Here is a 23,958-nt window from a genome sequence, read left to right as displayed (position 1 = left end):
CTTTCCTCTGCTTTCCACTTTTCTACTGCAACTTCGGTCGTACAACTTCGGTCGTGCTGCCCGCCGGTGTCGAAGCCCCACGCAACTTCATGGCCCCGAACACGTGCGACAGGCTGAGCGCCCTGACCTGGAATTACGTCAGGGTCTTCACTTTCCAGGTGCCTGACTGCGTTTCTTGCGACGTGCCGTGCTGCGTACCTTGCAACTTGCCTTACTGCTTGCCTTGCTAACTGCCGTGCTGCATACCTTGTTTCGTACCTTGCTCGGTGCCGAGCGAGCCCATCACCTGAGTCCGGGCCCTGCTTGACGCTCGGTCACTCTCGTCGGCGTTTTCCGCGACTTCGTTCGTCAACACCAGGAACATTAACCGGTACCGGCGAGGATGTCTAGTACTTCCGTCATAGATTTTCTCGGTGACTCTCCGAGCTTCCCAGGTATATCGACAGTTACCTTGGCGCTGCGGCCGCTCGCGCCCTCCCCGACTGGCACGATTCAGGTGAGTGAGAGGTATCCGGATGCGAACCATCACGGTCGAGCAGCGGCGGCGAGAGCTCGTGCGCCGACACCACCTGACCGGCGACGCCAAGACCTCCGAGCAGGTCGTCGACGCGATGGTGGCGCTGCACGCGACCGACCCGGCCTCCGTCTACCTCTCGGTCCTCGCCCGCGGCCACTCCATCACCCTTCCGGACGTCTCCGCCGCGATGTACGAGCGGCGCGGGCTGGTGCGCTGGATGGCGATGCGCCGCACCCTGTTTGTCTTCGCTCGCGAGGACATTCCGATGATCCAGTCCGCCGTGAGCACACCGCTGGCCGCCACCCTGCGACGACGCCTGCTCACCCTGCTGGAACGCAACGGCATCGAACCGCCGGTGAACGAAGACCTGCCCGGTTGGCTGCGAGCCACGGAGATGCGGGTCGAGCAGGCACTCAAGCGACGGGCTCGCGCCACGGGCGTCGAACTGCGCGCCGACGAGCCGAACCTGCGCGCCACCATCCCGGCCCGAACCCGCTCCGAACAACGGCAGGGGCTCACCTCACCGTTGCTGACCCTGATGAGCGCGGAGGGGCGGATTGTCCGCAGCGCACCGGTCGGTGCCTGGACCACCCGCAATCACCGCTGGGAACCGGTCTCCGCATGGCGGCCCGGCGGCATACCATCGATCGACCCGCCGGCCGCCCAAGCCTCACTCGCCCGGCGCTGGCTCGAGCGTTTCGGTCCCGCGACCGTAGAAGACCTCGAGTGGTGGACCGGATGGAACAAGTCCACCACGCGCGCCGCCCTCGGCCGGCTCGACCTGGAAGAAGTCGACCTGTACGGCCGGCCCGGAATCGACCTGCGCGGCGCGGAAACCGCTGCCCCCGCCGAACCGGTCGCCTGCCTGTTGCCGTGCCTGGACCCCACTCCCATGGGCTGGAAACACCGGGACTGGTTCACCGCCGTCGACCCCGCCCTGATTTACGACCGGGCCGGGAACATCGGCCCCACCATCTGGTGGAACGGTGAACTGATCGGCGCCTGGGCCTCCGCAGCGTCCGGCATTGTCGTGAAAATCGTCGCCGACCGGGGGCGGGAGGCCGCCGCAGCGGTCGAGGAGGCCGCCAACCGTCTAGGGGAGCGCATCGATGGCGCGATAATTGCTCCCGCCGTTCGGACGCCACTCGAACGCCGGCTCAGCCGGTAGCACGCCGGTGCGTGATCGTGGCGGCCACACCCACCACCGCTATCGGAAGGCCCAGGCGCAGAGCGGCCATGATGAGCAGACCCCGGCCGTCCGAGACGTCGGCGACCTCGGCGGTTGCGGTGATCAGGGCCGCCGACAGTGCCAGGCCGACCGCGAGCAGGGGCCGCTCGTCGACCAGCGTCCACAACAGAAGCGCCGCCAGCAGGGCAGGCTGCACCCAGGCCGGGGCGGTGTAGTCGGCGCTCCAGGCCAGGGCCAGCAGGATGGGCAGCGGGTTGCGCACGGGCAGCGGCCGCCCCGGGATCAGCAGCAGGACGGCGGCCACGGCGTACGCGGCGATCGCGGTCATGCTGATCTCGTCGATCGAGCTGAGTGCCAGTGCGGCCGCGGCCAGGCCGAACGCCCAGAGCCGCACGCCGCCCACCACGGCCCCGGCGGCCAGACCCGCGCAGACCCAGGTGGCGACGGTGAGGCCGGTGCGCAACTGCACGCCGTAGTGCAGGTCGATGACCGGCGTGAGGGAGCCGGACACCAGCAGCATCAGCGCGGCGGCGCGGGCGGCGTAGAGCCACCGCCGCCGTGGGGGATGGTCTGCCCCGGTGCGGGCGCGCGCGGCCCCGAGCAGCAGGGCGGGCGCCTCCCGAAGCCAGGGCCGCCCGTTCTCCTCGAGCACGCCCAGCATCTCGTCGCGCGGGTAACCGGCCGGGTAGAGGGCGACCATCATGGCGTACGCGTTCATGCCGGCCTCACCCGCAGCACGACCTTCGCGGCCTCGGCCATCCGCGCGGCCTCCGCCTGCAAGGCGGAGCGTCCGGACGGGGTCAGCGCATAATGCCGCCGGGCCCGCCCGTTCACCACCTCGTCGCGGACCACCTCGATCAGGCCTTCCCGGACGAGCCGGTCGAGCGCCTGGTAGAGCGTGCCGGTCGCGACCGTGACGCGCTGCCGGGACAACTCCGCCACCCGGGTGATGATCGCGTAACCATGGCGAGGCTCGTCCTGGAGTGCGGCCAGGATGAAGTACGTAGGTTCCCTCACCCGGCCACCATATGTTGGTCAACAACATATGTAAAAGAGCTCAGAGGACAGGTTCGCCGATCTGCCGCCGGAGCTTGGCCAGCGCCTTGCTGAGCAGCCGCGAGACGTGCATCTGGGAGATGCCGACCTGTTCGGCGATCTCCGTCTGGGTGAGGTTGCCGTAGAAGCGCAGGCTGATGATCTTTTGCTCACGGTCGTCCAGGGCGGCCAGTGCCGGCCCGAGAGCGATGCGCAGCTCGGCCAGTTCGAAGCCGGTGTCCTGCTCACCCAGCGTGTCGGCCAGGGTGGTGTTGCCGTCCTCGTTGACCGGCGTGGACAGGCTGGCCGAGTTGTAGGCGCGGGCGCCTTCCAGGCCTTCGAGGACCTCTTCCTCGCTGATCTCGAGGTGCGTCGCGATGTCGGCGACCGTCGGGGACCGGCCCAGGGTGTGGGTGAGCGTGTTGTTGGCGCCGGTGATGGCCAGCCGGAGTTCCTGCAGCCGGCGCGGAACCCGGATCGACCAGGTCCGGTCGCGGAAATGCCGCTTGAGCTCGCCGACGACGGTCGGGATGGCGAAACCGGCGAAGTCGATGCCGCGCTCGGCGTCGAACCGGTCGACCGCCTTGATCAGCCCGACCATGGCGACCTGCTGCAGGTCGTCGAACGGCTCGCCGCGGCCCGCGTACCGGTTCGCCAGGTGCTTGGCCAGCGGAAGCCAGGCCTCGATCGCCCGGTCACGGAGCCCGGCCTTCGACGGGTGCCCGGCCGGCAGAACCGCCATCGCGTTGATCAGCTCGCCGGCGAGATCCGGGCGGCTGCTCGAGTGCGGCCGGACTTCGGTGCGGTGGGCGGGCACGTCAACGACGGTCATAGGACTCCCTGCGTTTGCTGCCGACTCGGCAGCCCGTCCACGCCCGGCCCGCAAATGCACACCTGGCATGGTGCGCGGAAAACCGCGCGACCTGTTATGCCCCCACCTGCCGACTGTCTAAACCACAAGATCGGATTAATCGTCCGGGGCGGCGCCCGTCACGATGACCGGTTCCCGGGTGGTGCAGGATGGGCGTATCGAGCCCCCGAGGAGCTGTTCATGGAGCCGTCGCCGATCTGGCATCACCGCATGACTCGTGAGGCCGGCGTGTCCACCATCCTGCTCAGCGGCGAACTGGATCTCGCCAGCGCTTCAACCGTGCAGGCCCTGCTGTTCGAGGAGGTGGAGTCGCCGGACGTCACCGCGGTACGGGTCGACCTGGCCGAGGTCGGCTTCCTCGACTCCAGCGCGCTGGGTGTGCTGATCAGCGGTCTCAACCACGCGCACAAAGAAGGTCGCGGCTTCACCGTGGTCAACCCCAGCCCGGCGGCGCAGCGCCTGCTGGCCGTCACCGGACTGGATGAGGTTTTGGCTCCGCGCTGACCGCGCGGTGTGACTAGGACCCGGCCTCGGCCGGGATGCGGTGAAGGGCCAGTACCGCGATGTCGTCGCCCGGCTGCTCATCCGCGACCAGCGACATCGCCGTGTCGCATGCGGCTTGCGGGTCTTCGGCCGTCACCACGTCGGTCAGCGCTTTGATCCCGACGTCGATGATGCGGTCGCGGCGCTCGACGAGACCGTCGGTGTAGCACAGCAGCAGCCCGTCAGCCGGGAACTCCACCGCCGATGTACGTCGGTCGGCGGGTGTGCGGCCGATTCCCAGCGGCGCGTCGACCGGCACCTCGGCCAGTACCGTGTGCCGGCCGGGAACCGCCAGAACCGGCAGAAGGTGCCCGGCGCACGAAATGCGGATGGTCTGGCGGTCGGGGCTGATCATCGCGTACAGGGCGGTGGTGAGGCTGCCGGCCTCGAAGTGGTGAATTTTGCGGTCGAGCAGGGTCAGAACCTGGGCCGGGTCGTCGCAGACCAGGGCGTAGGCGCGCAGCGCGCTGCGGATGCGCCCCATCACCACGGCCGAGGCCAGGCCGTGGCCGGAGACGTCGCCGATGACCACGCCGAGCCAGCCCGAGGGCAGGGTGAACAGGTCGTACCAGTCGCCGCCGACGCCGAACCCGTGACCCGGCACGTACCGCGCTGCCGCCTCCAGCCCCGGCAGGGCGGGCAGCTGGGGAGGTAGGAGGCTGCGCTGCAGGGCGAGCGCGGCGGCCTGCTCCAGTTTCTGGGAGCGGACCCGTCCGGCGGCGCTGGCCCGGTCGGCGGCCAGCTCGAGCAGCCTGATCTCGTCGGCGGCGAACTCGCGGGGCTGCAGGGTGCCGACGTGCAACACGCCGAGCAATTCGCCGGCGGCGAAGATCGGCACACCGAGCAGGGATCGGACGCCCCGGTGCAGCAGGAACGGGCTGGCCAGGTCGCTGACGGAGACCTCGGGGATGACGATCGGCCGGCGTTCGGCAGCGATCCGGCCGGCGAAGCCCTCACCGACCGGGATCCGGATGCCTTGGCGGACCTCGTCCTCCAAGCCCTTCGCGGCGGTCGGGACCAGCTGACGGGCGTGGCGGTCGAGCAGCAGGATCGCCGCGGTGTCGGCTTCCAGCAGGTCACGGACGCGGTCGAGGAGCTCGTCGAGCAGGTCGGAGACATCCAGGTGCGAGAGGGCAGCGTCGGCTACCGCCTCCAGACGGCGTAGCCGCTCGTCGACGCTGGTCAGCGGCGGATCATCCACATCGACCACCCTAATCCCGTACGCCGCTCGCACGGCCGCCCGCCGCGAAGGTGTCACCAGAACGCGATATGACGAAGAAGGTCAATTCCCGGTCAGGGCAAAGGTCGCCCACACGCCCTTGCCGGTGTCGGTCAGGTACCAGCCGACATCCTGAGCGAGACGTTGCGCCAGGACAAGGCCGAGGCCGCCCTCGCCGGCGCCGCGGTTGTCGGCGACGGCCGGCGCGGAACCGGCAGCGTTGTCCAGCACAACGACGACGAACTTCCCGTCCGACCGCTGCAGGGCGACCACGGTGGGCGGCTGCGCGTGACGCAATGCGTTACCGGCCAGCTCGGTCGCGACGATGGTGAGCCGCTCGGCCAGGTCCATCGGGTCGGCCGCGTCGGACTGATCGATGACAGCCTGCTGCAGGGCCGCCCGCAGGCCGTGCAACTGCGGCGGGGCGGCCAGCGTCCACCGGGCGAGCTCTTCATCGATGCTCGGCGGCTGCCGCATATCCCACCCTGTCATGACTGCATATTTTGCCCAGAATTACGCCGCCAATGCGAGATTGTTTCTCCTCGGCGGTGGGCAGGGGTGCCTTGCCGAGTGACCGGCGGGGCCGTTCAGCCTTCGACACCGGTGGCGGAAACACCGTGTCGTCGGGCAGGCGCACCTGAGCCCACTGCCCGTACTGGTGGCTGCGGTCAGCGGCGGCCGCGGCCGGCTTCCGGGCCGTCGAACTCGATCTGCTCCTTGCGGACCTCGCCGGAGACGGTCTGCTCGTCGCGGACGGTCTCCTTGCCCAGGCGTACCCGCTCGACCGGAACGGCCTCGGTGTCCACGACCGGGCGCTCGGCGTGCAGGGTCACCTCGTGTTCGGCCTCACTGATTTCCGGGCCGTCGTAGGCGTCACCGGTGTTGGCGTCGGTGATCGGCTCCCGCTCCAGCCGTACCTCTTCGTGCTCGACCGGAACGGTGACCTGCTGCTGCTCGGTCACCACGTACTTGCGCAACCGCGCCTTACCGGCCTGCTCGGTGCGGGTGTCGGTGACCAGGCGCTCCTCGGACCGGGTCATCGCGTTCTCGCCGCCCGCGTAACCGGTGTCGTCGCGGTTCTGGTAGCCGTTGCTGCTGGTGGCCGACACCCCGTAGAACGTGTAGAGCTCGTTCTCCTGGTCGTTCGTCAGCGGACCGTCGGCATCCACCCGAGGGGCGTCCTTGACCTGGTCCTTGCCGTAAGCCACGGTGACGCGGTCGCCGTTGGCGCTCGCGTCCCGCAGTGGGACGAAGGTTTCCTTGGTGCCGAACAGGCCCGTCTTGACGGTCACCCACTCGGGGTCGCCGCTCTGGGCGTCGAGGTAGACCTGACCGACCGAGCCGATCTTGTCGCCGTCGGTGCCGTACACGTCGGCGCCGGTGAGCCGGGCGATGTCGTTCTGGGTAATCACGAGGAGTCCTTCCGGAGGGGTCGGCTCACGACCGAGAAACGATCGGAGCGCACGATCGATGACCACCGAAGTGGTTATCCGAATCGATTTACAGCTCGATGATGCCCCTCGGTTTAGGACATAAACCGGCTTCGCCTCACTGCTTGGATTTCACTTGTTCTCGGTGAGCCGCGGTGGGCGCCGGCGGCGCGGCAGGAGCAGCGCGACTCGGTCCAGCAGTGCCTCGAGTGCTTCCTCGAAGTCCTGAGCGGCGACGTCGACCGACAGGTGCGGCTCGAGGCGCTGCAGGATCGGGTATTTGCTCAAGTCCTCGATCGGGGACACGTCGGGTTCCTCGACCGGGCCGGTCTCGACGCCGTGGGCGGAGACCTCGAGAAGCAGGTAACCGAGCAGGAAACTGCTGAACGCCCGGTAGACGGCGGCGGCGTTCTCATCGGAGAAGCCGGCCTCGGTCATCACCTCGAGCAGCGACTCGATCCACCGCAGACTCCGCAGCGGTGGCCGGACCCACGGTGCCGCCGGCGGCCGGGTGGCCACCAGCGGAAACACCTCGGGGTGGGCGAGGGCGATGCGGCGCAGGCCGTGGGCCAGCCGTTGCAGGTAGTCGACCCACCCGGCGTGCGCTTCCAGGTGTACGTCGGGGTCGCCGAACAGTTCGTCGACGACGGTTTCGACCACGCCGTCGAGCAGCGCCTCCCGGCCCGGCACATATCGGTACAGGGCCATGCCTTCGACGCCGAGGTAGGCGCCGAGGCGCTGCATGGTCAGCATCCGCAGGCCGTTCTCGTCGATGAACCGCACCGCGGCACCCAGGATGCGCCGCTGGTCGAGGCCGCTGCGCCCGGAACCCGGCGGGCCGGCGGGAATGGCCGCGGCCGCGTCGCCGCGCGCCTGCGGCGTGTCGGGGTCCTGCATCACGCCTCCCGCACTTTCCTGTGCGCCGTCGCATACCGCGCAAGCCTCCCATAGATGACGGTCCCGCGGTGACCGGGACGAGTCAGTCAGTGCAATGAGGGTTCCTGTGAAACGGTTTCAGCTTCCGCGTTTAGCTCATAAACAACGAGTGGTGAATGAATCGCGTAGATGGGATTGAAAGAGCGACGGGGTGGGGATTGCAGCGGTCGCACCCTCGGTCAAATAGGAGGCCCGCCCGTGAGCGCTGACCGTAACGACGCCCGCAAAGACGATGCCGATCTTGGCGCGGTCACCACGACGAAGACCGGTGACGACAAGCCCTTCGACTCGTCCGCGCCCGGGCCCGACGAGGGCCCGGACAGCCCCACCGAGTTGAAGGGCAAGGGCCTGTTCGCCGCGCTCAAGCGCACCTTCAAGCAGTACTCGCAGGACAACCTGTCCGACTGGTCAGCCGCTCTGACCTACTACGGAGTGCTGTCGATCTTCCCCGGGCTGCTGGTCATCATCTCGATGCTGGGCATGCTCAGCAGCAACGGCCAGAAGACCGTCCAGGACGCCCTGCATCAGCTGGCCCCGAACCCGCAGTTGCAGAACCTGGTCGGCACCGTCCTGGACCAGGTCAAAGACCCCGGTAAGGCAGGCATCGCCGCGATCGTGGGTATCGTCGTCGCGTTCTGGTCCGCCTCCGGCTACACCGCGGCCTTCATGCGCGCCGCCAACGCCGTCTACGACGTGCCGGAAGGCCGGCCGATCTGGAAGACGCTGCCTCTGCGGGTGGGGGTCACCGCGGTGGTCGGTCTGATGCTGATCATCTCGGCGGCGATCGTCATCTTCACCGGCAACCTCGCCAAGATCGTCGGGGACAAGATCGGTCTCGGCTCCGCCGCGGTGCTGACCTGGGACATCGCCAAATGGCCGGTGCTGCTGATCCTGGTCAGTCTCATGTTCGCGATTCTCTACTGGGCGTCGCCCAACGCGAAGACCGGCGGGTTCCGTTGGGTCACCCCGGGTGGTCTCTTCGCCGTCCTGCTGTGGATCGTCGCCTCGGCCGCGTTCGCGGTCTACCTGGCCAACTTCGCCAACTACAACAAGACCTACGGCACCGTCGGCGGCGTGATCGCCTTCCTGGTCTGGATGTGGATCACAAACATCGCGATCCTGCTCGGCGCCGAACTCGACGCCGAACTCGAACGCGGCCGGGCCATCGCGGCCGGACAGGACCCCACCGACGAGCCGTTCCTCGAGCTCCGCGACGACCGGAAGATCAAACCCGGTAGCGAGCAGGGCCTGAGTACCAACTAGCAGCTCGGGGCGACTGCCCGGCTGGTGATGAAGAGGAGTGCGGAAATGTCGAACGGATCGTTGCATGACCCGTCGCCGCCGGCGGCGTCCACATCCGAGCTGGTGAGCCAGGCCGCCGCGCAGATCTCGACCCTGGTACGCGACGAACTCGCCCTGGCGAAGCTCGAACTGGCCGAGAAGGGCAAGCGAGCCGGGATCGGCGGTGGCCTGGTCGGCGGCGCCGGTGTACTCGGCCTCTACGGGTTGGGCCTGCTCCTGGCGCTCGCCGTGGTGCTGCTGGACCTGGTATGGCCGTTGTGGCTGGCGCTGCTGGTCGTACTGGTCGTCGTGCTCGCCGCCGCCGGCATCGCGGCCGTACTCGGCAAGCAGAAGCTGAAGGCCGCCGTACCGCCGGTGCCCAGCGCCGCCGTCGCAAGCACGCAAGCCGATGTGAAGACCGTGAAGGCCGCCGTCAAGGAAGGACGCTCCTCATGAGTGACTCGCCGACGCCCACCGATCCGCAGCAGCTACGCGCGGAGATCGAGCAGACCCGCGCCGAGCTGGGCGAGACGGTGCAGGAACTCGCCGCCAAGGCCGACGTGAAAACCCGCGCCAAGCAGGCCCTCGGCGACGCCGGTGGCAAAGCCCGGCAGAAGCTGTCCGACGCGAAGGACCAGGCGGCGCAGGCGGTCGGCACCGTGGCGGAGAAGGCGTCGACGGCCAAGCAGCAGCTGGCCGACTCCGACCTTCCCGCACCGATGCGCCGGCCCCTGCCGCTGGCGGCGATCGCCGCGGCCGCCGCTGCCGTCATCGTCACGGTCATCGTCGGGCTGCGACGGAGACGTTCCTGAGCCAAAAGGCGGTCAAGCTGCGGCGAACGTGGCCCAGACATGCTTGGTCGGCGGGGTGCAGTACCAGCCGACGTCCACCGAGAAGGACTGAGCCAGCGCCAGCCCGCGACCGCCCATGTCCTGCACGCTTGCATCGGCCGGTTCGGGGACGGTATCGGGATCATGGTCGCTCACGTCGAGCAGAAACATGTCCCCGGCCCGCAACAGCTGCACCTCGGTCGGGGCCGAGCCATGGCGGATCGCGTTGGTCGCGAGTTCGGTCGCGACCAGCACCATCCGCTCCGGCACGTCACCGAGCCGGCCGACGCCGGCCGCACCTGGGCCATGAAGGACGTTACCCAGAGCGGCACGCAGACCTTGCAGCTCGGCTGTGCTGTCCAGAATCCAGGTGAAAATGACGTCGGCGTCCGGCGGAAGCGTCTGCGGAAGTCGGCTCATGGCCGTGCAATGCCCGGCCACCGGTTCGTTGAAGCATCCCCCGGACCGTCGGCCCGGAAAGCGGGGTCAGCAGCAGGAGCCGGTCTGCCCTTCGGCGGCCGGGGCGCCGATGGTGATCAACGTCAGAGGTGTGGGCTGCGCGGCCGGCGTGGCACAACAGTCGTCGCCGAGGATCGGGTCGCTGTTGCACACGCCGGTCTCGGGCAGATCGAGTTGCACGTCGCGGGCGGCGGCCCAATCCCCGGCGAGCGCGGCGACGACCGAGCGCGCCTGTTCGTAGCCGGTGGCCATGAGGAAGGTCGGTGCCCGGCCGTAGGACTTGGAGCCGATGGCGTAGTAGCCGGGCTCGGGGTGGGCGAGCTGGTCGACGCCGTGCGGCGGGACGGTGCCGCAGGAGTGCAGGTTCGGGTCGATCAGCGGGGCCAGCTCGCGGGTCGATCCGACGACGGGGTCGAGGTCGAGGCGCAGTTCGGCGACGATCGTGTGGTCAGGCCGGAAGCCGGTGGCCGCCACGATCCGGTCGGCGGTGATCTCGCGGCGGCCGTCGGACACGGCGACCTCGTCCGGCCCGGCGTCGACGCGCTGGACGCTGAAACCGGTCAGCAACCGGATCGCGCCGGATTCGACGTGCTCGCGCAGCCGGCTGCCCAGCGCGCCGCGGGCGGGCAGGGCGTCGGCGGTCTCCCCGCCGTAGGTGCGGGCCGGGCCGGCCGCCCGGATCGCCCAGGTCACGGTGGTGCCCGGTTCCTGTTCGGCGAGCTCGGCGAGGGCGAGCAGGGTGTTGGCGGCCGAGTGCCCGGCGCCGACAACGAGGGTCCGGCGACCGGCGAACCGGTCACGGTCGCGGCCCAGGACGTCGGGCAAGGACCTTTCGATGTACGCCGCGGCGGCCGCTTCGCCGTGTGCGGGGATGCCGGAGGCGCCGAGGTGGTTGGGGGTGTGCCAGGTGCCGGAGGCGTCGATGACCGCGCGGGCGAGCAGGTCTTCGCCGTCGGCCAGCCGGATCAGGAACGGGGTGTCCTCGCGGCCGGTGCTGCGCAGCCGGTCCAGGCTGAGCCGGGTGATCGCGGCGACCGGCGCGTGGTAGCGGACGTGGTCTTTGATCGCCGGCAGGTCGGCCAGCGGCTGCAGGTAGTCGTCGGCGAGCTGCGCCCCGGTGGGCAGCTTGTCGTCGTCGGGCCGGGCCCAGCCGGCGTCTTCGAGGAGCCGGGCCGCGGCGGGGTCGATGTCGAAGCGCCACGGCGAGAACAGCCGCACGTGGCCCCACTCACGGATGGCCGCGGCGGGGCGGTCGCCGGCTTCGACCACGGTGAAGGGCAGGCCGCGCTCGGCGAGGTGCGCCGCGGCGGCCAGGCCGACGGGTCCGGCGCCGATGACGACGATGGGCAGGTGGTCAAGGTCGGTGGTCACGAAAGTGCCTCCTGGTCGGAGAAGAAGAGTTAGAGGACGACGGGGCTGCGGCGTTCGACGAGGACGGTGTCGCGCCAGCGGTTCGCTTGCGCTGCGTGGCGGGCGACCTTTACGCGTACGCCAATGGCGCGGAACCCGGCAGCACGGTGAAGCGCGACACTGGCCTGGTTTTCCGGAAAGATCGCGGATTGGATGGTCCAGATCCCGGCCGCCTCGGTCGAGGCGATGAGGGCGTCGAGCAGGGTCCGGCCGACGCCCCGGCCCTGAGCGGCGGGGTCGACGTAGACGGAGTGTTCGACGACGCCGGCGTAGACCGGACGGGCCGACACCGGGGAGACCGCGATCCAGCCGAGTACGGTGTCACCGTCGACGGCGACGAGCCGATGGCCCGGCAACTTGCCGGTGTCGAAGGCCGCCCAGGCGGGCGCGGCGGTTTCGAAGCTGGCGTTCCCGTCGTCGAGCCCGGCCTGGTAGATCGCGAGGACCGCGCCGGCGTCGGCGGGAGTCATCGGGCGCACGTTCACTCGCAGGTTCCGATCGCGATCGGGGCGGGACGGCCCATGACGACGTCGGCGGCCGACGGGAAGCAGTCGATGCAGCTGGTGTTGATGCGGTAGTGCCGGGCCGTGCCGACCGGTTCGATGAGCACGAACCGCACCTCGGCCAGGACTTTCAGATGCTGCGAGACGGTCGACTGCGCCAGGCCCACCGCGGCGACGATCTCGCCGACCGGCATCGGTCGCTGTTGCCGGGCCAGGTATTCCACGATCTGCACCCGGGACGGGTCGGCGAGCGCCCGGAACCACGAGGCGTAGGTCTCCGCGGTCGTGCGGTCGAGCAGGTCGGCCATCTTCCACCATTTTCATCGTCAATCGCCGATCAACGATGAAACTGTAGTCGTGTCGGCGGCGGCGAGCCAGGCGGTCGCCACGACCAGGCGACAGACGGCGGTCAGGGTGTGTGGGTCGACGCGGTCCGGGGTGTCGGCCGGGCTGTGATAGCCGCCCATGCCGGGCCCGATACCTACCGCGGCGAGTCCGGCCGCGGCGTAGCGGCGGTTGTCGGAGGCGACCGGGCCCGGTTTCAACGGCAACCCGGCGTGCCGTCCGGCCTGGTCGAGCCGGGCCAGCAACGCATGAGCGGGACCGCCGGCCTCGACTGCCGCCGCACCCTCGAGACGCCCGGCGCCGTCCACGTTGATCACCAGCGGAGCCGCCCCGGCTGCGCGGAGCTGGGCGGCATGGTGCGCGGAACCGAGGGCGCCGAGTTCCTCGGCGTCGAGCAGTGCGACCGCCAGGCCCGCACCGCCCGACCGGATCGGCGCAAGGACGCGGGCCGACTCCAGAACCACCGCGACGCCGGAGGCGTTGTCGGACGCGCCGGGCTGCCGCAGGCCGGGATGGTCGCCGACGCCGTCGTAGTGCGCGGTCAGCAGCAGGCCACCGGCTGGATGCCAACGCGCGAGCAGGTTCGTGGCGGTCCGGTCGACGCGGCGGATCGGCGCGCTCGCGGCCAGCCATCCCCGGCTTTCCGCCGCGATCATCGACGCGTGCGTCGCCGGATCGAGCGTCAACATCGGCAGCGGGCCCGGGTCGGAGCCGGCCAGCGTCGTGTAGTGCCAGCCGTCCGGATCGGTGCCCCGGCCGATCAGCAGACCGGCCGCGCCGTGGGCACGCCCGTACGCCTCGAACAGCGACATCCCCGACGGCACGAGCAGCCACCGCCCGACCGGATCATCCGTGCCGGCGACCATCAGATCGCCCCGGCGCGGCGACGGCAGGTCGGCCGAGGCCAGGTGCGGCTGCACCTGCCGGCCGAACGTCAGCCGCCGACGGCGCGAACGGTCGTGCCAGAACGCCTCGGGCACGGCGTAGATCTCCGGCACCGCGCGGACGGCGAACGGGACCGTGCTCACCTCGGCACCGATGCCGGCGAGCCGCTCACCGAGCCAGTCCCGGGCGGCAGCGCCGCCCGGGCTCCCGGCGCGGCGACCCCCGTACGCCCGGCCGGCCAGTGCGTCGGCAGTTGCCGTCATGCGCTCGGCATCGACCGCCGCGAGCAGTTCGGCCAGGGCGGGTGGCGTGGTCATCCGCAGCAGCCCTGACCGGCCGAGACCGCCTCGGTCTTCGCCGCGCTGCCACAGCACGCTCCCTCGGCGGACGCCTGCGCCGAAGTGCCGCAACACAGGCTCGACGCCGCAACCTGCGAGTTCGTGCCCGCACTGCTGCCGCAACAGCCGCTTGTGTCGGTCACCGCGAGCGCGGCGTCCGGAGTCCCGGTGAAACCGCCTGGTACGGGAGTCTTTTCGGTCATGGTCGTACGCTCCTCCGCTGTCGCCGGATTCGATGCGCGTCGGATCCGATGGTTATCGAATCCGAGACTTGCACGCGGGTTCGACTCATGTCAAGGTCGACGTATGTCGAATCCGCCTCGCGTCCTCGATCAGGTCGCCGACGCGTCGTGCTGCCCGCCGATGGCCCAGCAAAAGGTCGACGCCGCGGCTGCGGCATCGCTCTCGGGCGCGTTCAAGGCGCTCGGAGACCCCGTGCGGCTGCAGCTGATGTCGATGATCGCGTCGGCACCGGGCGGAGAGATCTGCGTCTGTGACCTGACCCCGGCGTTCGAGGTCTCCGAGTCGACGATCTCGCACCACCTGAAGGTCCTGCGCACCGCCGGCCTGGTCGGCTCCGAACGCCGGGCCAGCTGGGTCTACTACTGGCCTCAGCCCGGTCTCATGCGGCAGTTGGCCACCTTGCTGACCCCGGACGCCTGAATCGGCGGCGGCTTGACCCAGCCGGATAGGTCAGTGATCATTGAGTCAATGAACGCTGATCCTTCGCTCCGGGCTCGGGCCCGGGTGCACGCCGCGCTCGGCGACCCGGCCCGTCTGGCCGTCGTCGACGCGCTCACCCTCGGCGACGCCTCGCCGGGAGAGATCGGCGCCGACCTGGGCCTGCCGACCAACCTGGTCGCCCACCACGTCAAGGTTCTCCAGGACGCCGGCCTGATCGTGCGCACCCGCTCGGAGGGCGACCGCCGCCGCACCTACCTGCGGCTCGACCCGCACACACTTGCCTCGCTGACGCCCCCGCCGCTGCACGCCGGCGAGCGTGTCGTCTTCGTCTGCACGCACAACTCGGCCCGCTCCCAGCTGGCAGCCGCCCTGTGGCGCGACCGGGTCGGCGGCGAAGTCGCGTCGGCCGGCACCCGTCCCGCCGGTCGCGTGCACCCACGGGCGGTCAAGGTGGCTCACCGGCACGGCCTCGCCCTCGACCCGACCGGCACCGCCCACGTCAGCGACGTGATCGGCGACGGGGATCTGGTCATCGCGGTCTGCGACAACGCCCACGAGGGCCTCGGCGGCCCGGACCGGCGCCGCCTGCACTGGTCGATTCCGGATCCGGCCCGGGTCGACACCGACGAAGCCTTCGAGGCGGCCTACGCCGATCTCGACGACCGCATCGCGCGGATCGCACCCGCCGTCGACCGCTGAGGAGTCCTCGTCACCATGCTCCAGCTCGCCCTGTGGCGCCGTCTGCTCGCCGAGCTCATCGGCACCGCTTTGCTCGTCACCGCCGTGGTCGGCTCCGGCATCATGGCCAGCACCCTGTCCCCGCACGACGTCGGCCTGCAGCTGCTGGAGAACTCGGTCGCGACGGCGTTCGCACTCGGCGTGCTGATCCTGACCTTCGGGCCGGTCTCCGGAGCACATTTCAACCCGGTCGTCTCGGCGGCCGACTGGTTTCTCGGCCGCCGCTCCGGCGCCGGTCTGACCGGTAAAGACCTGGCCGGATACATCGGTGCCCAGACCGCCGGGGCGATCACCGGGTCGATCCTGGCCAACGTCATGTTCGCTCTACCGCCGGTCGCCTTCTCGCACAAGGACCGCAGCGCCGGGCACCTGTGGATCGGCGAGGTTGTCGCGACCGCCGGTCTGCTCCTGCTGATCTTCGCGCTCGCCCGCTCCGGCCGCGCCGCCGTCGCCCCGGCGGCGGTCGGCGCCTACATCGGCGGCGCCTACTGGTTCACCTCGTCCACCAGCTTCGCCAACCCGGCCGTCACCGTCGGCCGCGCCTTCACCGACACCTTCGCCGGCATCGCCCCCGCCTCGATCCCCGGCTTCGTCGTGGCCCAGATCGTCGGGCTGGTCGCCGGCCTCGGCCTGCTCGCCGCGCTCTACCCGGACGCCGCGGCGACCGCCGGCGACGTGGTCGTCGAGCACGACATCAGCGTCACCTCGGCCCGCTGAAACCCCGCTCCCACCAAAGGATCGTCGTCATGAGTGCGAAGCCCAGCGTCCTGTTCGTCTGCGTACACAATGCCGGCCGCTCCCAGATGGCGGCCGGCTGGCTACGCCACCTCGCCGGCGACGCCGTCGAGGTCCGCTCGGCCGGCTCGGAGCCGGCGGACCAGATCAACCCGGCCGCGGTCGAGGCCATGCGCGAGGTCGGCATCGACATCACCGACCAGACCCCCAAGCGCCTGGAATACGAGACCGCGCAGGACTCCGACGTCATCATCACGATGGGGTGCGGCGACGCCTGCCCGGTCTTCCCCGGCAAACGCTACGAGGACTGGAAACTCGACGACCCGGCCGGCCAGGGCGTCGAGGCCGTACGACCGATCCGCGACGAGATCCGCACCCGGATCGAGCGCCTGCTGGCCGAGCTGATCCCGGCCCGGTAATCGCGGCTCCGTCTCGCCGACGTCGGCGAGGGCTCGGACGATCGACCACACCCAGTGTCCGCGGCGAGTACGCGGGTAGAGTGAGCGGTGGATCAGTTCGTCAACATCGTTTGACGGGCCAGCGCCTACCGGGCGTGCTGCTCAGGTCTCGGCAGTCCCATAGGGCAACCTCCAGGTTTGAGGGCCGAGCGTTGGTAGGTATCGGATCGCCACCGAACTTTCAGTGTGCTGACGGACAACGTCGCGTCGGTTACCAGCGACGGGTCATGCACTGAGCATCACTGGCCTCTAAACGCCGTCATCGCCTTCAGCGGGTCCCGATGCGGAAACGACGAGGCCGTTGCGGCACGGCTGCGGCAGGTGGGTGCCGAACTGACCGGACTGACCGAGTAACACCGACACCACAGGAGACCACATGACCTCAGTGTTAGCCCCGCCAGCGGTCACTTCGTCACCGTTGCGCGAGTCCCCCAGGACCCTCCGCCAGAAGGGGGCGGACAGTTTCCACGCCGCGCTCGCCGCGGTCTTGACCGCAGGGCTCGAGGATGCTCTCGAAGCGGGTGACCACCCGAAGGCGATCAGCTTCATCAACCGGGGCTTCGCAGAAGGTACTCCGCAGCTGGGCTGCGAGCTTCTCGGCCGGGCCATTGCGGTCGTCGGGGCAGCCCGGACCTGGACCGTGCAGCTCGCCCCCCTGGCCCACGTGCGACAACGGTCCGCACCGCAGGGCGATCACCGTAGCTCCCTGGATTGACGCGGCCCGCCGCCTATCGAGTGCGATGAGAGGCGGCTGGCGCGGCCTCGCGCTGAAACTCGCCTTGGGATGACCAACCCAGCCATGGCGCGTCCGTACCGGTGTCGTCTGCGTCGATGGAGAGGCTCAGCCCTCGCCAGAGCACCTCTTCCTCGGCGCGGGCCTGGGCTGCTGTTGCGGCGTATTCGACGGCGTCGCTTCTGAGCAGGAGACGCGGTGGCGGCCGCGCCGCAGCGGCAACTTTCAAGATGGCTCGGCGGCTTTTACGGGTCTCTCCGTTCATGTCCGCTGGCCTCGCCCAGAGCTCGTACTCGGGTCGGATCGAGCGGTGTAAAGGTCTTCACCGGTCGCGCGCGGAGTCCGTTGCCGGGCGCCGGCTGAGGAATCTGCCGAGTGGCGCAGAATTGGGTTTCGCCGACCTCACGGACTCCGGACGGAGGACGTTTACCTGGTATGACAGGCAAACCACCGTTCGAGTCCGTCGTCGCCCGGCACGGCGCGACCGTGCTTCGGGTCTGCCGGGCAGTGCTCGGTCCGGTCGAGGCCGACGACGCCTGGTCGGAGACCTTCCTGTCGGCCATGCGGGCCTATCCGGACCTGCCCGGCGACGCCAACGTCGAAGCGTGGCTGGTCACGATCGCCCATCGGAAGGCCATCGACATCGTCCGTGCGACGGGCCGTCGGGCCGTTCCGGTCGCCGAGACGCCCGATAACCCGGTAACGGCCGACCCGATCGCTGTCCTCGACGGCGATCTGGTCGGTGCTGTGGCGGCGTTGCCCGCGAAGCAGAAACAGGCCGTGGCCTATCACTATCTGGCCGATCTGCCGTACGCGGAGGTCGCTGCCATCCTCGGCGGCAGTCCCGCGGCCGCACGGCGCGCGGCGGCCGACGGTATCGCTGCTCTGCGTCGCACCTATCCGGGTGCGACCCCAGGGAAAGGAGAACCCCGATGACATCGGACAACGAGCGCGATGATTTGGTACGGGGCTTCCCCGTCGACGCCGGCCACCTCGACCTTCTTCACCGTCGGCTGGCAGCGGCCGCGGAGACCGCCGGCATCCTGGACGTCGCCTACGACGTCGTCGACACGCCCGTCGGTCCGCTCCTTCTGGCCACCACCGATCTCGGTCTCGTACGCGTCGCCTACGCGGGCGAGGACCACGAGGCCGTACTGCAGACACTCGCCGACAGGATCAGCCCACGTGTTCTGCGGGCTCCGGACCGTCTGGCGACCGTACGCGGCCAGCTCGACGAATACTTCGCCGGCCGGCGCCGTACGTTCGACGTGCCTCTCGACTGGCGTCTGTCGCGCGGTTTCCGGCAGCTGGTGCTTCAGACCCTTCCCGAGGTCGGCTACGGCCAGACCGCCTCCTACTCGACCGTCGCACGTCTGGCCGGCAACCCTAAGGCCGTACGCGCCGCCGCGACCGCCTGCGCGACGAACCCGATCCCGGTCGTCGTGCCCTGCCACCGGATCGTGCGCGCGGACGGCAGCATGGGCGGCTACCTGGGCGGCCCCGAGGCCAAGCGGGTCCTGCTCTCCCTGGAAGCGGCGGCGTAGGCGCCATGCCGACGCCAAGACTCGACGACATCCGAGGCCTGCCTTCCATACCGTTGACCGAGCTACCCCGCAAGCCCTCTCAGCCGCCCGCACGCTCGAGCACGTCTGGACCACGGCCGGCGGTGACGTCCTGGATGTGGTCGCGTGGCCTGAGGAAGCCGCCTCCTGGCTGCGGCAGGCCGGCCGCTTCGCATCCGGGGAGCCCGACCTGTGGGTGCGCGCCACCCGAAGGCGCGGAGCCGTATCTGGACCCGGGCCGGTCCGGCCCGGTGGGCCCCCGGGTGAGCGGACGATGTGAGCTCGGCCGAAAGGCTGTGTCTCCGAGATCAGAAGAGTCCCCCGGCAACCACCCGGGCCGGCTCTTCCAGGGTCAGCAGAAGGCGCTTGCGGCGCAGGCCTCCGGCATAGCCGGTCAGTGCGCCGCTGCTGCCGACCACCCGATGGCACGGAATTACGATGCACAGCGGGTTGCGGCCGACGGCCTGCCCTACTGCCTGGGCCTGCGACCGGTCGCCCAGTTCCGCGGCCATCGCCCCGTAGGTGGTGGTCTGCCCGTACGGAATCTTGCGCAGCAGCGCCCACACCCGCCGTTGAAATTCGTCGCCTTCGGCGGCGGTCGGCAGGTCGAAGCCGGCGCGCTCACCGGCCAGGTATTGCCCCAGCTGAGCGCCGAACTCGCCGAACAGCGGGTCCTCGGGCGCGGCAACGTAGGCGCCGAACAGGTGCCGGGCCGGCTTGGGCCAGTGGCCCGGAAAATACAAGCCGGTGACGTGGCCGGCGGCCGCCACCAAAGTGATGTCGCCCAACGATGTGTCGATGACGGTGTGCCGTGCGGACATGATGCCGCCTCCCTACAGGTGGGGGGTCTTCTTCCGGTAGACGCTTCGAGGTGGGTTCAGGTGAGCTGGGTCGTGGCACGGCCGGAGGAAGTCCGTGCCACAACTTCAGCGCGCCGCGATGGTCACGCCTCGCGGATGAGGCCCAGCTGGCGCAGCACGGTCACGCCGTCGTCCAGGCCGATCTCCTCGGTGATCAGGCCGTCCACGATCTTCAGCACAGTGGTGCCGATGAAGTGCATCTTCTTGCCGGTACCGGCCGGAAGCGACCCGATCGGCATGTCGTCGAACGCGTCACCGGTCTGGGTGCCGCCGCCGATCCACTGCCCGACCACGTAGTCGCCCTCCGCGATCAGATCGGCCGTGCCGCCGAACGCGAGGTCCGGGAACGCGGCGCGGAACTTGGTCGCGAACGCGCGAACCTCGTCGCGGCCCCGGCACGGGGCGTGCAGCGAGTACTCGAAGCGGATGTCCGGGGCGGCGAGCTCGTCGATGACGGCCGGGTTGAAGTCGGGACCCCAGAACTCGGTGAACCAGCGCCCGACAACGGCCTTGTTCTCTTCGATTGACATGTGACTGTCCTTTGCGATGTCTCCGGCGCCCCAGCCGGGGCACTCACCGGGAAGACGCCCAGCCGGCGGCTGATGTGAGGCCGACCGCAAAGAATTCGGCGTGCGCCCGCCGAGTCGTACGCCGTTGCCGCTGACCGACCTCACGTTCCGGTCATCGCCTGCGTCTGCTCAGTAACGGATGAGAAAAGCCACCGGACTACAAAAGCGGCCTTAAGTTTGGAAGGAGCGTTCCAGTGAGCATGGACACCGTCGGCGGCCGGGAAATTTCCGGCCTTCTCGCCGGCACCGCTTTGCCCTCGGCCGACCGCATGCGGCGGCTGCACCGCAGGCTTGAAGAAAACTCTCGGCGGGCCGGGATCCTCGACGTCGCGTACACGACGATCGACACGCCGGTCGGCACGCTGCTTCTCGCCGCGACCGAGCGAGGCCTGATCCGGGTCGCCTATGACCGGGAGGACCTGGACCGGGCCCTGGAGATTCTCGGCACGAAGGTGAGCCCACGCATCCTGAGGGCGCCCCAGCGTCTGAGCGTCGCGGCGAGGCAGATCCACGAGTACTTCGGCCGCACACGAAAGGCGTTCGACGTGCCTGTCGATCCGTCGCTGTCCAACGGCTTCCGGCGCGCCGTGCAGGGCACTCTCCCGCGGATCGGCTACGGGACGACACGGAGCTATCGGCAGGTCGCGGTGACCGTCGGTCACCCTCAGGCCGTACGCGCCGTGGCAACCGCCTGCGCGACCAACCCCCTGCCGATCGTCGTTCCGTGCCACCGGGTGGTGCGTACCGACGGCGGCCTGGGCGGCTACATCGGCGGGCTCACCGCCAAGAGCGCCCTACTGGAACTGGAGGCAGCAGCATGAGCGGCACACCCACCAACGGGTCCTGGGCGGCGCGAGTGGCCGGCGGAGACTGGGTGCGGATCACCGACGAGATCAACGAGTACGGTGGCGCCCTGCTCCCACGGTTGCTGACCGACGAGGAGACCGTCGAGATCCGCACGATGTACGCCGACGACAGCCGGTTCCGCAGCACGGTCAACATGGGCCGGCACCGGTTCGGCGAGGGCGAGTACCGCTACTTCCGTACGCCCTATCCCGAGCCGATCGAACAGCTGAAGCAGGCCCTGTACCCGCGGCTGCTACCGATCGCCCGCGACTGGTACCGCAAGCTCGGCCGCCCGGCGCCGTGGCCGGACACCCTCGACGAATGGCTCGACATGTGCCACGAGGCCGGGCAGACCAAGTCGTCGGCGATCCTGCTGAAATACCGCGAGAAGGACTGGAACGCCCTGCACCGCGACCTGTACGGCGACCTGGTTTTCCCGATGCAGGTGGTGATCAACCTGAACCAGCCCGGCATCGACCACACCGGCGGGGAGTTCCTGCTGCTCGAGCAACGGCCCCCGGGCACAGTCCCGGGGCACGGCCACCCTGCTGCCGTACGGACACGGCTACCTGTTCACCACCAGCGACCGGCCGGTCGAGTCCCGGCGCGGCTGGTCCGCCGCGCCGGTGCGGCACGGAGTATCAGCGATTCGTTCCGGCGAACGGCACACGCTCGCGCTGGTATTCCACGACGCGGGCTGAGTATGTCGGAGACCAATAACCCCCGGTGGGCTCCGAAGACCTTTCGCCTCCTAGGGGCCGACCGGCGACCTTATCCCTCCACGACACCGGGAGCGTTCGGCGGCCACCGGCGATCGAGGATCTACGGGCGGCTCGACTGCCCGGCCGCGCTCCGTTCGATCGCCGGCGGCGGCTACGTGCGCCACCGCGTGTTCTTCGCCGACGAGACGACAGCGATCGCGGCCGGCTACCGCCCGTGCGGTACGTGCTTACCCGACAAATACCGCGCCTGGAAGTCACGAGATGTCGGTAGGCACGGTTTGCCTCGGCTGGCACTGGCAGCCGTACCGATACCCCCGGCGGGCCACCGACGTGAACGGCAATCAAGTCCTCGGCTTCCCGGACTGGTCGCCGCGACCGGTGATCCGCGCGCCGGCGACGACTACGCACCGGACACCGCACTGCTGAACTTCTACGAAGAGCACGCCCGCCTCGGCATGCACCACGACAAGGAAGAGCTGTCCCACGCGCGCCCGTAGTCTCCCTTCGATCGGAGACAGCTGCCGGTTCCGGTTCGGCAACACCCAGCGCCGCTGCGCCGACGCCACCGCCGCTTTGGTCCTGGCCATCGCCCGACACACCCCTAAGCGCATCAAGAAAGGCGGCGAAGAGCCGGCCCGCCGGACGCGACAAAACAAACACCTTCGGAGAAACAGCCCGCCACTACGAAACGAAGCCGTAGGTCACGTGCCCGCCACCATACGCATCGTCACGTTCGATAATGGCGCCCGTGTGACACCCGTCGTCCACACAGGCCGGACAGCAAGAAGGGCCTGACCCGCATCTCTGCAGCTCAGACCCTCAATGATCTTGTGCGCCCGAAGGGACTCGAACCCCTAACCTTCTGATCCGTAGTCAGATGCTCTATCCATTGAGCTACGGGCGCTCAGTGCTCCGCAAGCATACACACTGCCCCGGAACGCGGAGACTCCGGGATTCGAACCCGGGAGGGGCTGTAAAACCCCAACCGCATTAGCAGTGCGGCGCCATAGACCAGACTAGGCGAAGTCTCCCCGGTGACCGCTGGCCACCGATGCTTGAGGATACCGGACCGCTTGAGGGCCGCACAAAGAGGTTGCCCACTTGCGCGCCGCCGGCCCCGAACACGCGTCTCCAACAGGTGAAACAGGGCCGATCCGGCTAGCATGCGTCGGCATGGAGGAGAATCCGCGCGATACCCCCCGGGCCCATGATCCGCGGGCTGCGTTCAGCGCGGCCGGCGAGCCGGAAGAGCCGCCGGCCAAGCGCCAGCGGAAGGCCGCCAAGGCGGCTCCGCCGGTCGCATTCCAGCCTCCGGGTGCCACAGATCACCCCCAGCCAGCTGCGAAAACTCCGGGCCGTCCGGCTCCAGCTTCCGCTTTCCGTACGCCCGCCGTCCCCCCAACCGCAGCGGCGCCCCGCCCGTCGGAGACAAGCATCCCGACCCCTTCCGGCGACGAGCGGCCTCCCGCCAAGCAGCGCCCACGGCGGGGCACTCCCCCCACCGCAAAGCCGACCCGGACCCCCGAACCCACCATTCCCACCCAACCCAAGGCTTCCCCACCCCCCGCCGACGAGCCCGAAGCCCCCAACTCCCCGGCCCCCACCGCGCCGACCCCACCCAAGTCGGCGCCCCCGCGCCGCACCCCGGCGAAAAAAGCCCCGGCCAAGAAAGCCACTCCCCCCAAAAGAGTGAACCCGCCAAAGACCGCCCCCGCAGCAAACATCACCCCGCCCCAAGCCCCCACCCGCGGAGCCACCGGCCCGGAGCCCACCCAACCCGAGCCCACGCCGCCGGGTGCCAGCGAGCCCCGCCCCGCAAAATCAGCCCAAAAGCCGGCTCAGCCAAGACCCGCCACAACCGCAGCCCAGCAGGCCCCGACCAAGGCCACCCCAGCAAAGAAGTCCACCCCCCAAAAGCCCGCCCCAGCCAAGCGCCCTCCCCGAGCAGCGACCCCGCCCTCGAAGCCTCACCCCTCCGAGCCCGCACCCACGGCAGTCGCCCCCACTGACCTCGCCTCTGCTGACCGGCTCCCGTCTAGCGAGTCCCCAGCACCCGCGAAGCCGGTCCCGTCCGCGAAGCCGGCCCCCTCGGGAACGCCGAAGCCATCCGCGAAGCCGACGCTTTCGGGAATGCCGCAGCCATCCGCGAAGCCGATCCCGTCCGCCACGCCGGACCCGTCTGCGGATTCTGAGCCGTCTGCGACCCCGCCTGCCACGCCGATCCCGCCTGCGAGGCCGGAGCCATCTGTTAAGCCGATCC

28 protein-coding genes, 2 tRNA genes and 1 pseudogene are annotated in these 23,958 nt (G+C 69.6%); 15 read left to right on the top strand and 16 right to left on the bottom strand.

The annotated features are described in order from the left end of the window. Positions 1 to 515: 515 nt before the first annotated feature. Positions 516 to 1,685: a winged helix DNA-binding domain-containing protein gene (locus ACIA5C_RS43505; protein WP_396066153.1), complete on the top strand. Its 1,170-nt coding sequence runs from the start codon at positions 516 to 518 to the stop codon at positions 1,683 to 1,685. Here the strand turns inward: ACIA5C_RS43505 and ACIA5C_RS43500 are convergent. Genes ACIA5C_RS43500 through ACIA5C_RS43490 form a run of 3 tightly spaced genes read right to left on the bottom strand, consistent with a single transcriptional unit; the run spans position 1,675 to position 3,573 of the window. After that, entirely contained in the window at positions 1,675 to 2,424 is a 750-nt protein-coding gene (locus ACIA5C_RS43500; protein ID WP_396066151.1) for a hypothetical protein, read from the bottom strand. The genes ACIA5C_RS43505 and ACIA5C_RS43500 overlap by 11 nt on opposite strands. Then, positions 2,421 to 2,723, bottom strand: coding sequence for a PadR family transcriptional regulator (locus tag ACIA5C_RS43495; protein ID WP_396066149.1), 303 nt, complete (start codon positions 2,721 to 2,723; stop codon positions 2,421 to 2,423). Before ACIA5C_RS43495 ends, ACIA5C_RS43500 begins: the two co-directional genes overlap by 4 nt. A gap of 40 nt (positions 2,724 to 2,763) precedes the next feature. Continuing rightward, a complete protein-coding gene (locus ACIA5C_RS43490; protein WP_396066147.1) occupies positions 2,764 to 3,573 on the bottom strand; it encodes a SigB/SigF/SigG family RNA polymerase sigma factor in 810 nt (269 codons plus the stop codon). Between the two features lie 249 nt (positions 3,574 to 3,822). Between ACIA5C_RS43490 and ACIA5C_RS43485 the strand changes: the two genes are divergently transcribed. After that, the gene (locus ACIA5C_RS43485; RefSeq protein ID WP_396066145.1) at positions 3,823 to 4,116 is read left to right on the top strand and encodes an STAS domain-containing protein; all 294 of its coding nucleotides are present in this window, start codon (positions 3,823 to 3,825) and stop codon (positions 4,114 to 4,116) included. A 13-nt stretch (positions 4,117 to 4,129) separates the two neighbouring features. Here ACIA5C_RS43485 and ACIA5C_RS43480 read toward each other — a convergent pair whose 3' ends face one another. The 4 genes from ACIA5C_RS43480 to ACIA5C_RS43465 all read right to left on the bottom strand — a co-directional run bounded on the left by ACIA5C_RS43480 (position 4,130) and on the right by ACIA5C_RS43465 (position 7,701). Next, the gene (locus ACIA5C_RS43480; RefSeq protein ID WP_396066143.1) at positions 4,130 to 5,356 is read right to left on the bottom strand and encodes a PP2C family protein-serine/threonine phosphatase; all 1,227 of its coding nucleotides are present in this window, start codon (positions 5,354 to 5,356) and stop codon (positions 4,130 to 4,132) included. Between the two features lie 81 nt (positions 5,357 to 5,437). After that, positions 5,438 to 5,866, bottom strand: coding sequence for an ATP-binding protein (locus ACIA5C_RS43475; protein ID WP_396066141.1), 429 nt, complete (start codon positions 5,864 to 5,866; stop codon positions 5,438 to 5,440). Positions 5,867 to 6,042: 176 nt separating this feature from the next. Next, complete coding sequence (locus ACIA5C_RS43470; protein ID WP_396066139.1) at positions 6,043 to 6,786, bottom strand: PRC and DUF2382 domain-containing protein; 744 nt, start codon at positions 6,784 to 6,786, stop codon at positions 6,043 to 6,045. A gap of 150 nt (positions 6,787 to 6,936) precedes the next feature. Further along, positions 6,937 to 7,701, bottom strand: coding sequence for a TetR/AcrR family transcriptional regulator (locus ACIA5C_RS43465; RefSeq protein ID WP_396066137.1), 765 nt, complete (start codon positions 7,699 to 7,701; stop codon positions 6,937 to 6,939). A 237-nt stretch (positions 7,702 to 7,938) separates the two neighbouring features. Here ACIA5C_RS43465 and ACIA5C_RS43460 point away from each other — a divergent pair, with 237 nt between their 5' ends. Genes ACIA5C_RS43460 through ACIA5C_RS43450 form a run of 3 tightly spaced genes read left to right on the top strand, consistent with a single transcriptional unit; the run spans position 7,939 to position 9,833 of the window. Beyond that, on the top strand, positions 7,939 to 9,003 hold the full coding sequence (locus tag ACIA5C_RS43460) for a YihY/virulence factor BrkB family protein (protein WP_396066135.1): 1,065 nt from the start codon (positions 7,939 to 7,941) through the stop codon (positions 9,001 to 9,003). 45 nt (positions 9,004 to 9,048) lie between these two features. Beyond that, positions 9,049 to 9,477 (top strand): phage holin family protein, encoded by a 429-nt coding sequence (locus tag ACIA5C_RS43455; protein ID WP_396066133.1) that lies wholly within the window; start codon positions 9,049 to 9,051, stop codon positions 9,475 to 9,477. Then, the gene (locus ACIA5C_RS43450) at positions 9,474 to 9,833 is read left to right on the top strand and encodes a DUF3618 domain-containing protein (RefSeq protein ID WP_396066131.1); all 360 of its coding nucleotides are present in this window, start codon (positions 9,474 to 9,476) and stop codon (positions 9,831 to 9,833) included. Before ACIA5C_RS43455 ends, ACIA5C_RS43450 begins: the two co-directional genes overlap by 4 nt. Positions 9,834 to 9,845: 12 nt before the next feature. On the opposite strand, the gene ACIA5C_RS43445 is transcribed toward ACIA5C_RS43450, so the two are convergent. The 5 genes from ACIA5C_RS43445 to ACIA5C_RS43425 form a co-directional block, all read right to left on the bottom strand. Continuing rightward, the gene (locus ACIA5C_RS43445; protein ID WP_396066129.1) at positions 9,846 to 10,271 is read right to left on the bottom strand and encodes an ATP-binding protein; all 426 of its coding nucleotides are present in this window, start codon (positions 10,269 to 10,271) and stop codon (positions 9,846 to 9,848) included. A gap of 66 nt (positions 10,272 to 10,337) precedes the next feature. Beyond that, entirely contained in the window at positions 10,338 to 11,681 is a 1,344-nt protein-coding gene (locus tag ACIA5C_RS43440) for an FAD-dependent oxidoreductase (RefSeq protein WP_396066127.1), read from the bottom strand. A 29-nt stretch (positions 11,682 to 11,710) separates the two neighbouring features. Next, positions 11,711 to 12,190 carry a GNAT family N-acetyltransferase gene (locus tag ACIA5C_RS43435; protein ID WP_396066125.1) on the bottom strand — a complete coding sequence of 160 codons (480 nt, stop codon included), beginning with the start codon at positions 12,188 to 12,190 and terminating at the stop codon, positions 11,711 to 11,713. Positions 12,191 to 12,201: 11 nt separating this feature from the next. Beyond that, positions 12,202 to 12,531 carry an ArsR/SmtB family transcription factor gene (locus ACIA5C_RS43430; protein WP_396066123.1) on the bottom strand — a complete coding sequence of 110 codons (330 nt, stop codon included), beginning with the start codon at positions 12,529 to 12,531 and terminating at the stop codon, positions 12,202 to 12,204. Between the two features lie 18 nt (positions 12,532 to 12,549). Continuing rightward, a complete protein-coding gene (locus tag ACIA5C_RS43425) occupies positions 12,550 to 13,770 on the bottom strand; it encodes a M28 family metallopeptidase (RefSeq protein WP_396066121.1) in 1,221 nt (406 codons plus the stop codon). A gap of 327 nt (positions 13,771 to 14,097) precedes the next feature. Between ACIA5C_RS43425 and ACIA5C_RS43420 the strand changes: the two genes are divergently transcribed. The 6 genes from ACIA5C_RS43420 to ACIA5C_RS43395 all read left to right on the top strand — a co-directional run bounded on the left by ACIA5C_RS43420 (position 14,098) and on the right by ACIA5C_RS43395 (position 18,683). Next, positions 14,098 to 14,454, top strand: a complete 357-nt coding sequence (locus tag ACIA5C_RS43420) for an ArsR/SmtB family transcription factor (protein WP_396066119.1) — start codon at positions 14,098 to 14,100, stop codon at positions 14,452 to 14,454. Positions 14,455 to 14,502: 48 nt separating this feature from the next. Continuing rightward, complete coding sequence (locus tag ACIA5C_RS43415) at positions 14,503 to 15,174, top strand: helix-turn-helix domain-containing protein (protein ID WP_396066117.1); 672 nt, start codon at positions 14,503 to 14,505, stop codon at positions 15,172 to 15,174. Between the two features lie 15 nt (positions 15,175 to 15,189). Continuing rightward, positions 15,190 to 15,930, top strand: coding sequence for an aquaporin (locus ACIA5C_RS43410; RefSeq protein ID WP_396066115.1), 741 nt, complete (start codon positions 15,190 to 15,192; stop codon positions 15,928 to 15,930). Between the two features lie 29 nt (positions 15,931 to 15,959). After that, positions 15,960 to 16,367: an arsenate reductase ArsC gene (locus ACIA5C_RS43405; protein WP_396066113.1), complete on the top strand. Its 408-nt coding sequence runs from the start codon at positions 15,960 to 15,962 to the stop codon at positions 16,365 to 16,367. Positions 16,368 to 17,574: 1,207 nt separating this feature from the next. Continuing rightward, a complete protein-coding gene (locus ACIA5C_RS43400; RefSeq protein WP_396066111.1) occupies positions 17,575 to 18,075 on the top strand; it encodes an RNA polymerase sigma factor in 501 nt (166 codons plus the stop codon). Next, positions 18,072 to 18,683, top strand: coding sequence for a methylated-DNA--[protein]-cysteine S-methyltransferase (locus ACIA5C_RS43395; protein WP_396066109.1), 612 nt, complete (start codon positions 18,072 to 18,074; stop codon positions 18,681 to 18,683). Before ACIA5C_RS43400 ends, ACIA5C_RS43395 begins: the two co-directional genes overlap by 4 nt. Positions 18,684 to 19,009: 326 nt before the next feature. Here ACIA5C_RS43395 and ACIA5C_RS43390 read toward each other — a convergent pair whose 3' ends face one another. Together ACIA5C_RS43390 and ACIA5C_RS43385 are read right to left on the bottom strand one after the other, a co-directional pair. Continuing rightward, the gene (locus ACIA5C_RS43390) at positions 19,010 to 19,522 is read right to left on the bottom strand and encodes a methylated-DNA--[protein]-cysteine S-methyltransferase (RefSeq protein ID WP_396066107.1); all 513 of its coding nucleotides are present in this window, start codon (positions 19,520 to 19,522) and stop codon (positions 19,010 to 19,012) included. A 122-nt stretch (positions 19,523 to 19,644) separates the two neighbouring features. Then, the gene (locus ACIA5C_RS43385; RefSeq protein WP_396066105.1) at positions 19,645 to 20,091 is read right to left on the bottom strand and encodes an ester cyclase; all 447 of its coding nucleotides are present in this window, start codon (positions 20,089 to 20,091) and stop codon (positions 19,645 to 19,647) included. A gap of 239 nt (positions 20,092 to 20,330) precedes the next feature. On the opposite strand from ACIA5C_RS43385, the gene ACIA5C_RS43380 reads away from it, so the two are divergent. The 4 genes and pseudogenes from ACIA5C_RS43380 to ACIA5C_RS43365 all read left to right on the top strand — a co-directional run bounded on the left by ACIA5C_RS43380 (position 20,331) and on the right by ACIA5C_RS43365 (position 22,195). After that, positions 20,331 to 20,951 carry a methylated-DNA--[protein]-cysteine S-methyltransferase gene (locus ACIA5C_RS43380; RefSeq protein ID WP_396066183.1) on the top strand — a complete coding sequence of 207 codons (621 nt, stop codon included), beginning with the start codon at positions 20,331 to 20,333 and terminating at the stop codon, positions 20,949 to 20,951. Continuing rightward, positions 20,948 to 21,433: pseudogene (locus tag ACIA5C_RS43375) on the top strand (2OG-Fe(II) oxygenase); the annotation flags it as partial. The gene ACIA5C_RS43380 and the pseudogene ACIA5C_RS43375, both read left to right, overlap by 4 nt. A gap of 88 nt (positions 21,434 to 21,521) precedes the next feature. Continuing rightward, positions 21,522 to 21,677: a 2OG-Fe(II) oxygenase gene (locus tag ACIA5C_RS43370; protein WP_396066181.1), complete on the top strand. Its 156-nt coding sequence runs from the start codon at positions 21,522 to 21,524 to the stop codon at positions 21,675 to 21,677. 2 nt (positions 21,678 to 21,679) lie between these two features. Further along, a complete protein-coding gene (locus tag ACIA5C_RS43365; protein WP_396066179.1) occupies positions 21,680 to 22,195 on the top strand; it encodes an Ada metal-binding domain-containing protein in 516 nt (171 codons plus the stop codon). 334 nt (positions 22,196 to 22,529) lie between these two features. Here ACIA5C_RS43365 and ACIA5C_RS43360 read toward each other — a convergent pair. Next, positions 22,530 to 22,602 (bottom strand) — tRNA-Arg (locus ACIA5C_RS43360). 36 nt (positions 22,603 to 22,638) lie between these two features. Continuing rightward, positions 22,639 to 22,729: transfer RNA gene (locus ACIA5C_RS43355), tRNA-Ser, on the bottom strand. Positions 22,730 to 23,958: the final 1,229 nt, after the last annotated feature.

Source organism: Actinoplanes sp. NPDC051343 (genome assembly GCF_044455125.1).
GTDB lineage: Bacteria > Actinomycetota > Actinomycetes > Mycobacteriales > Micromonosporaceae > Actinoplanes.
Note: the sequence above shows the minus strand (reverse complement) of the source record. Positions and strands in the feature narration are given on the sequence as shown.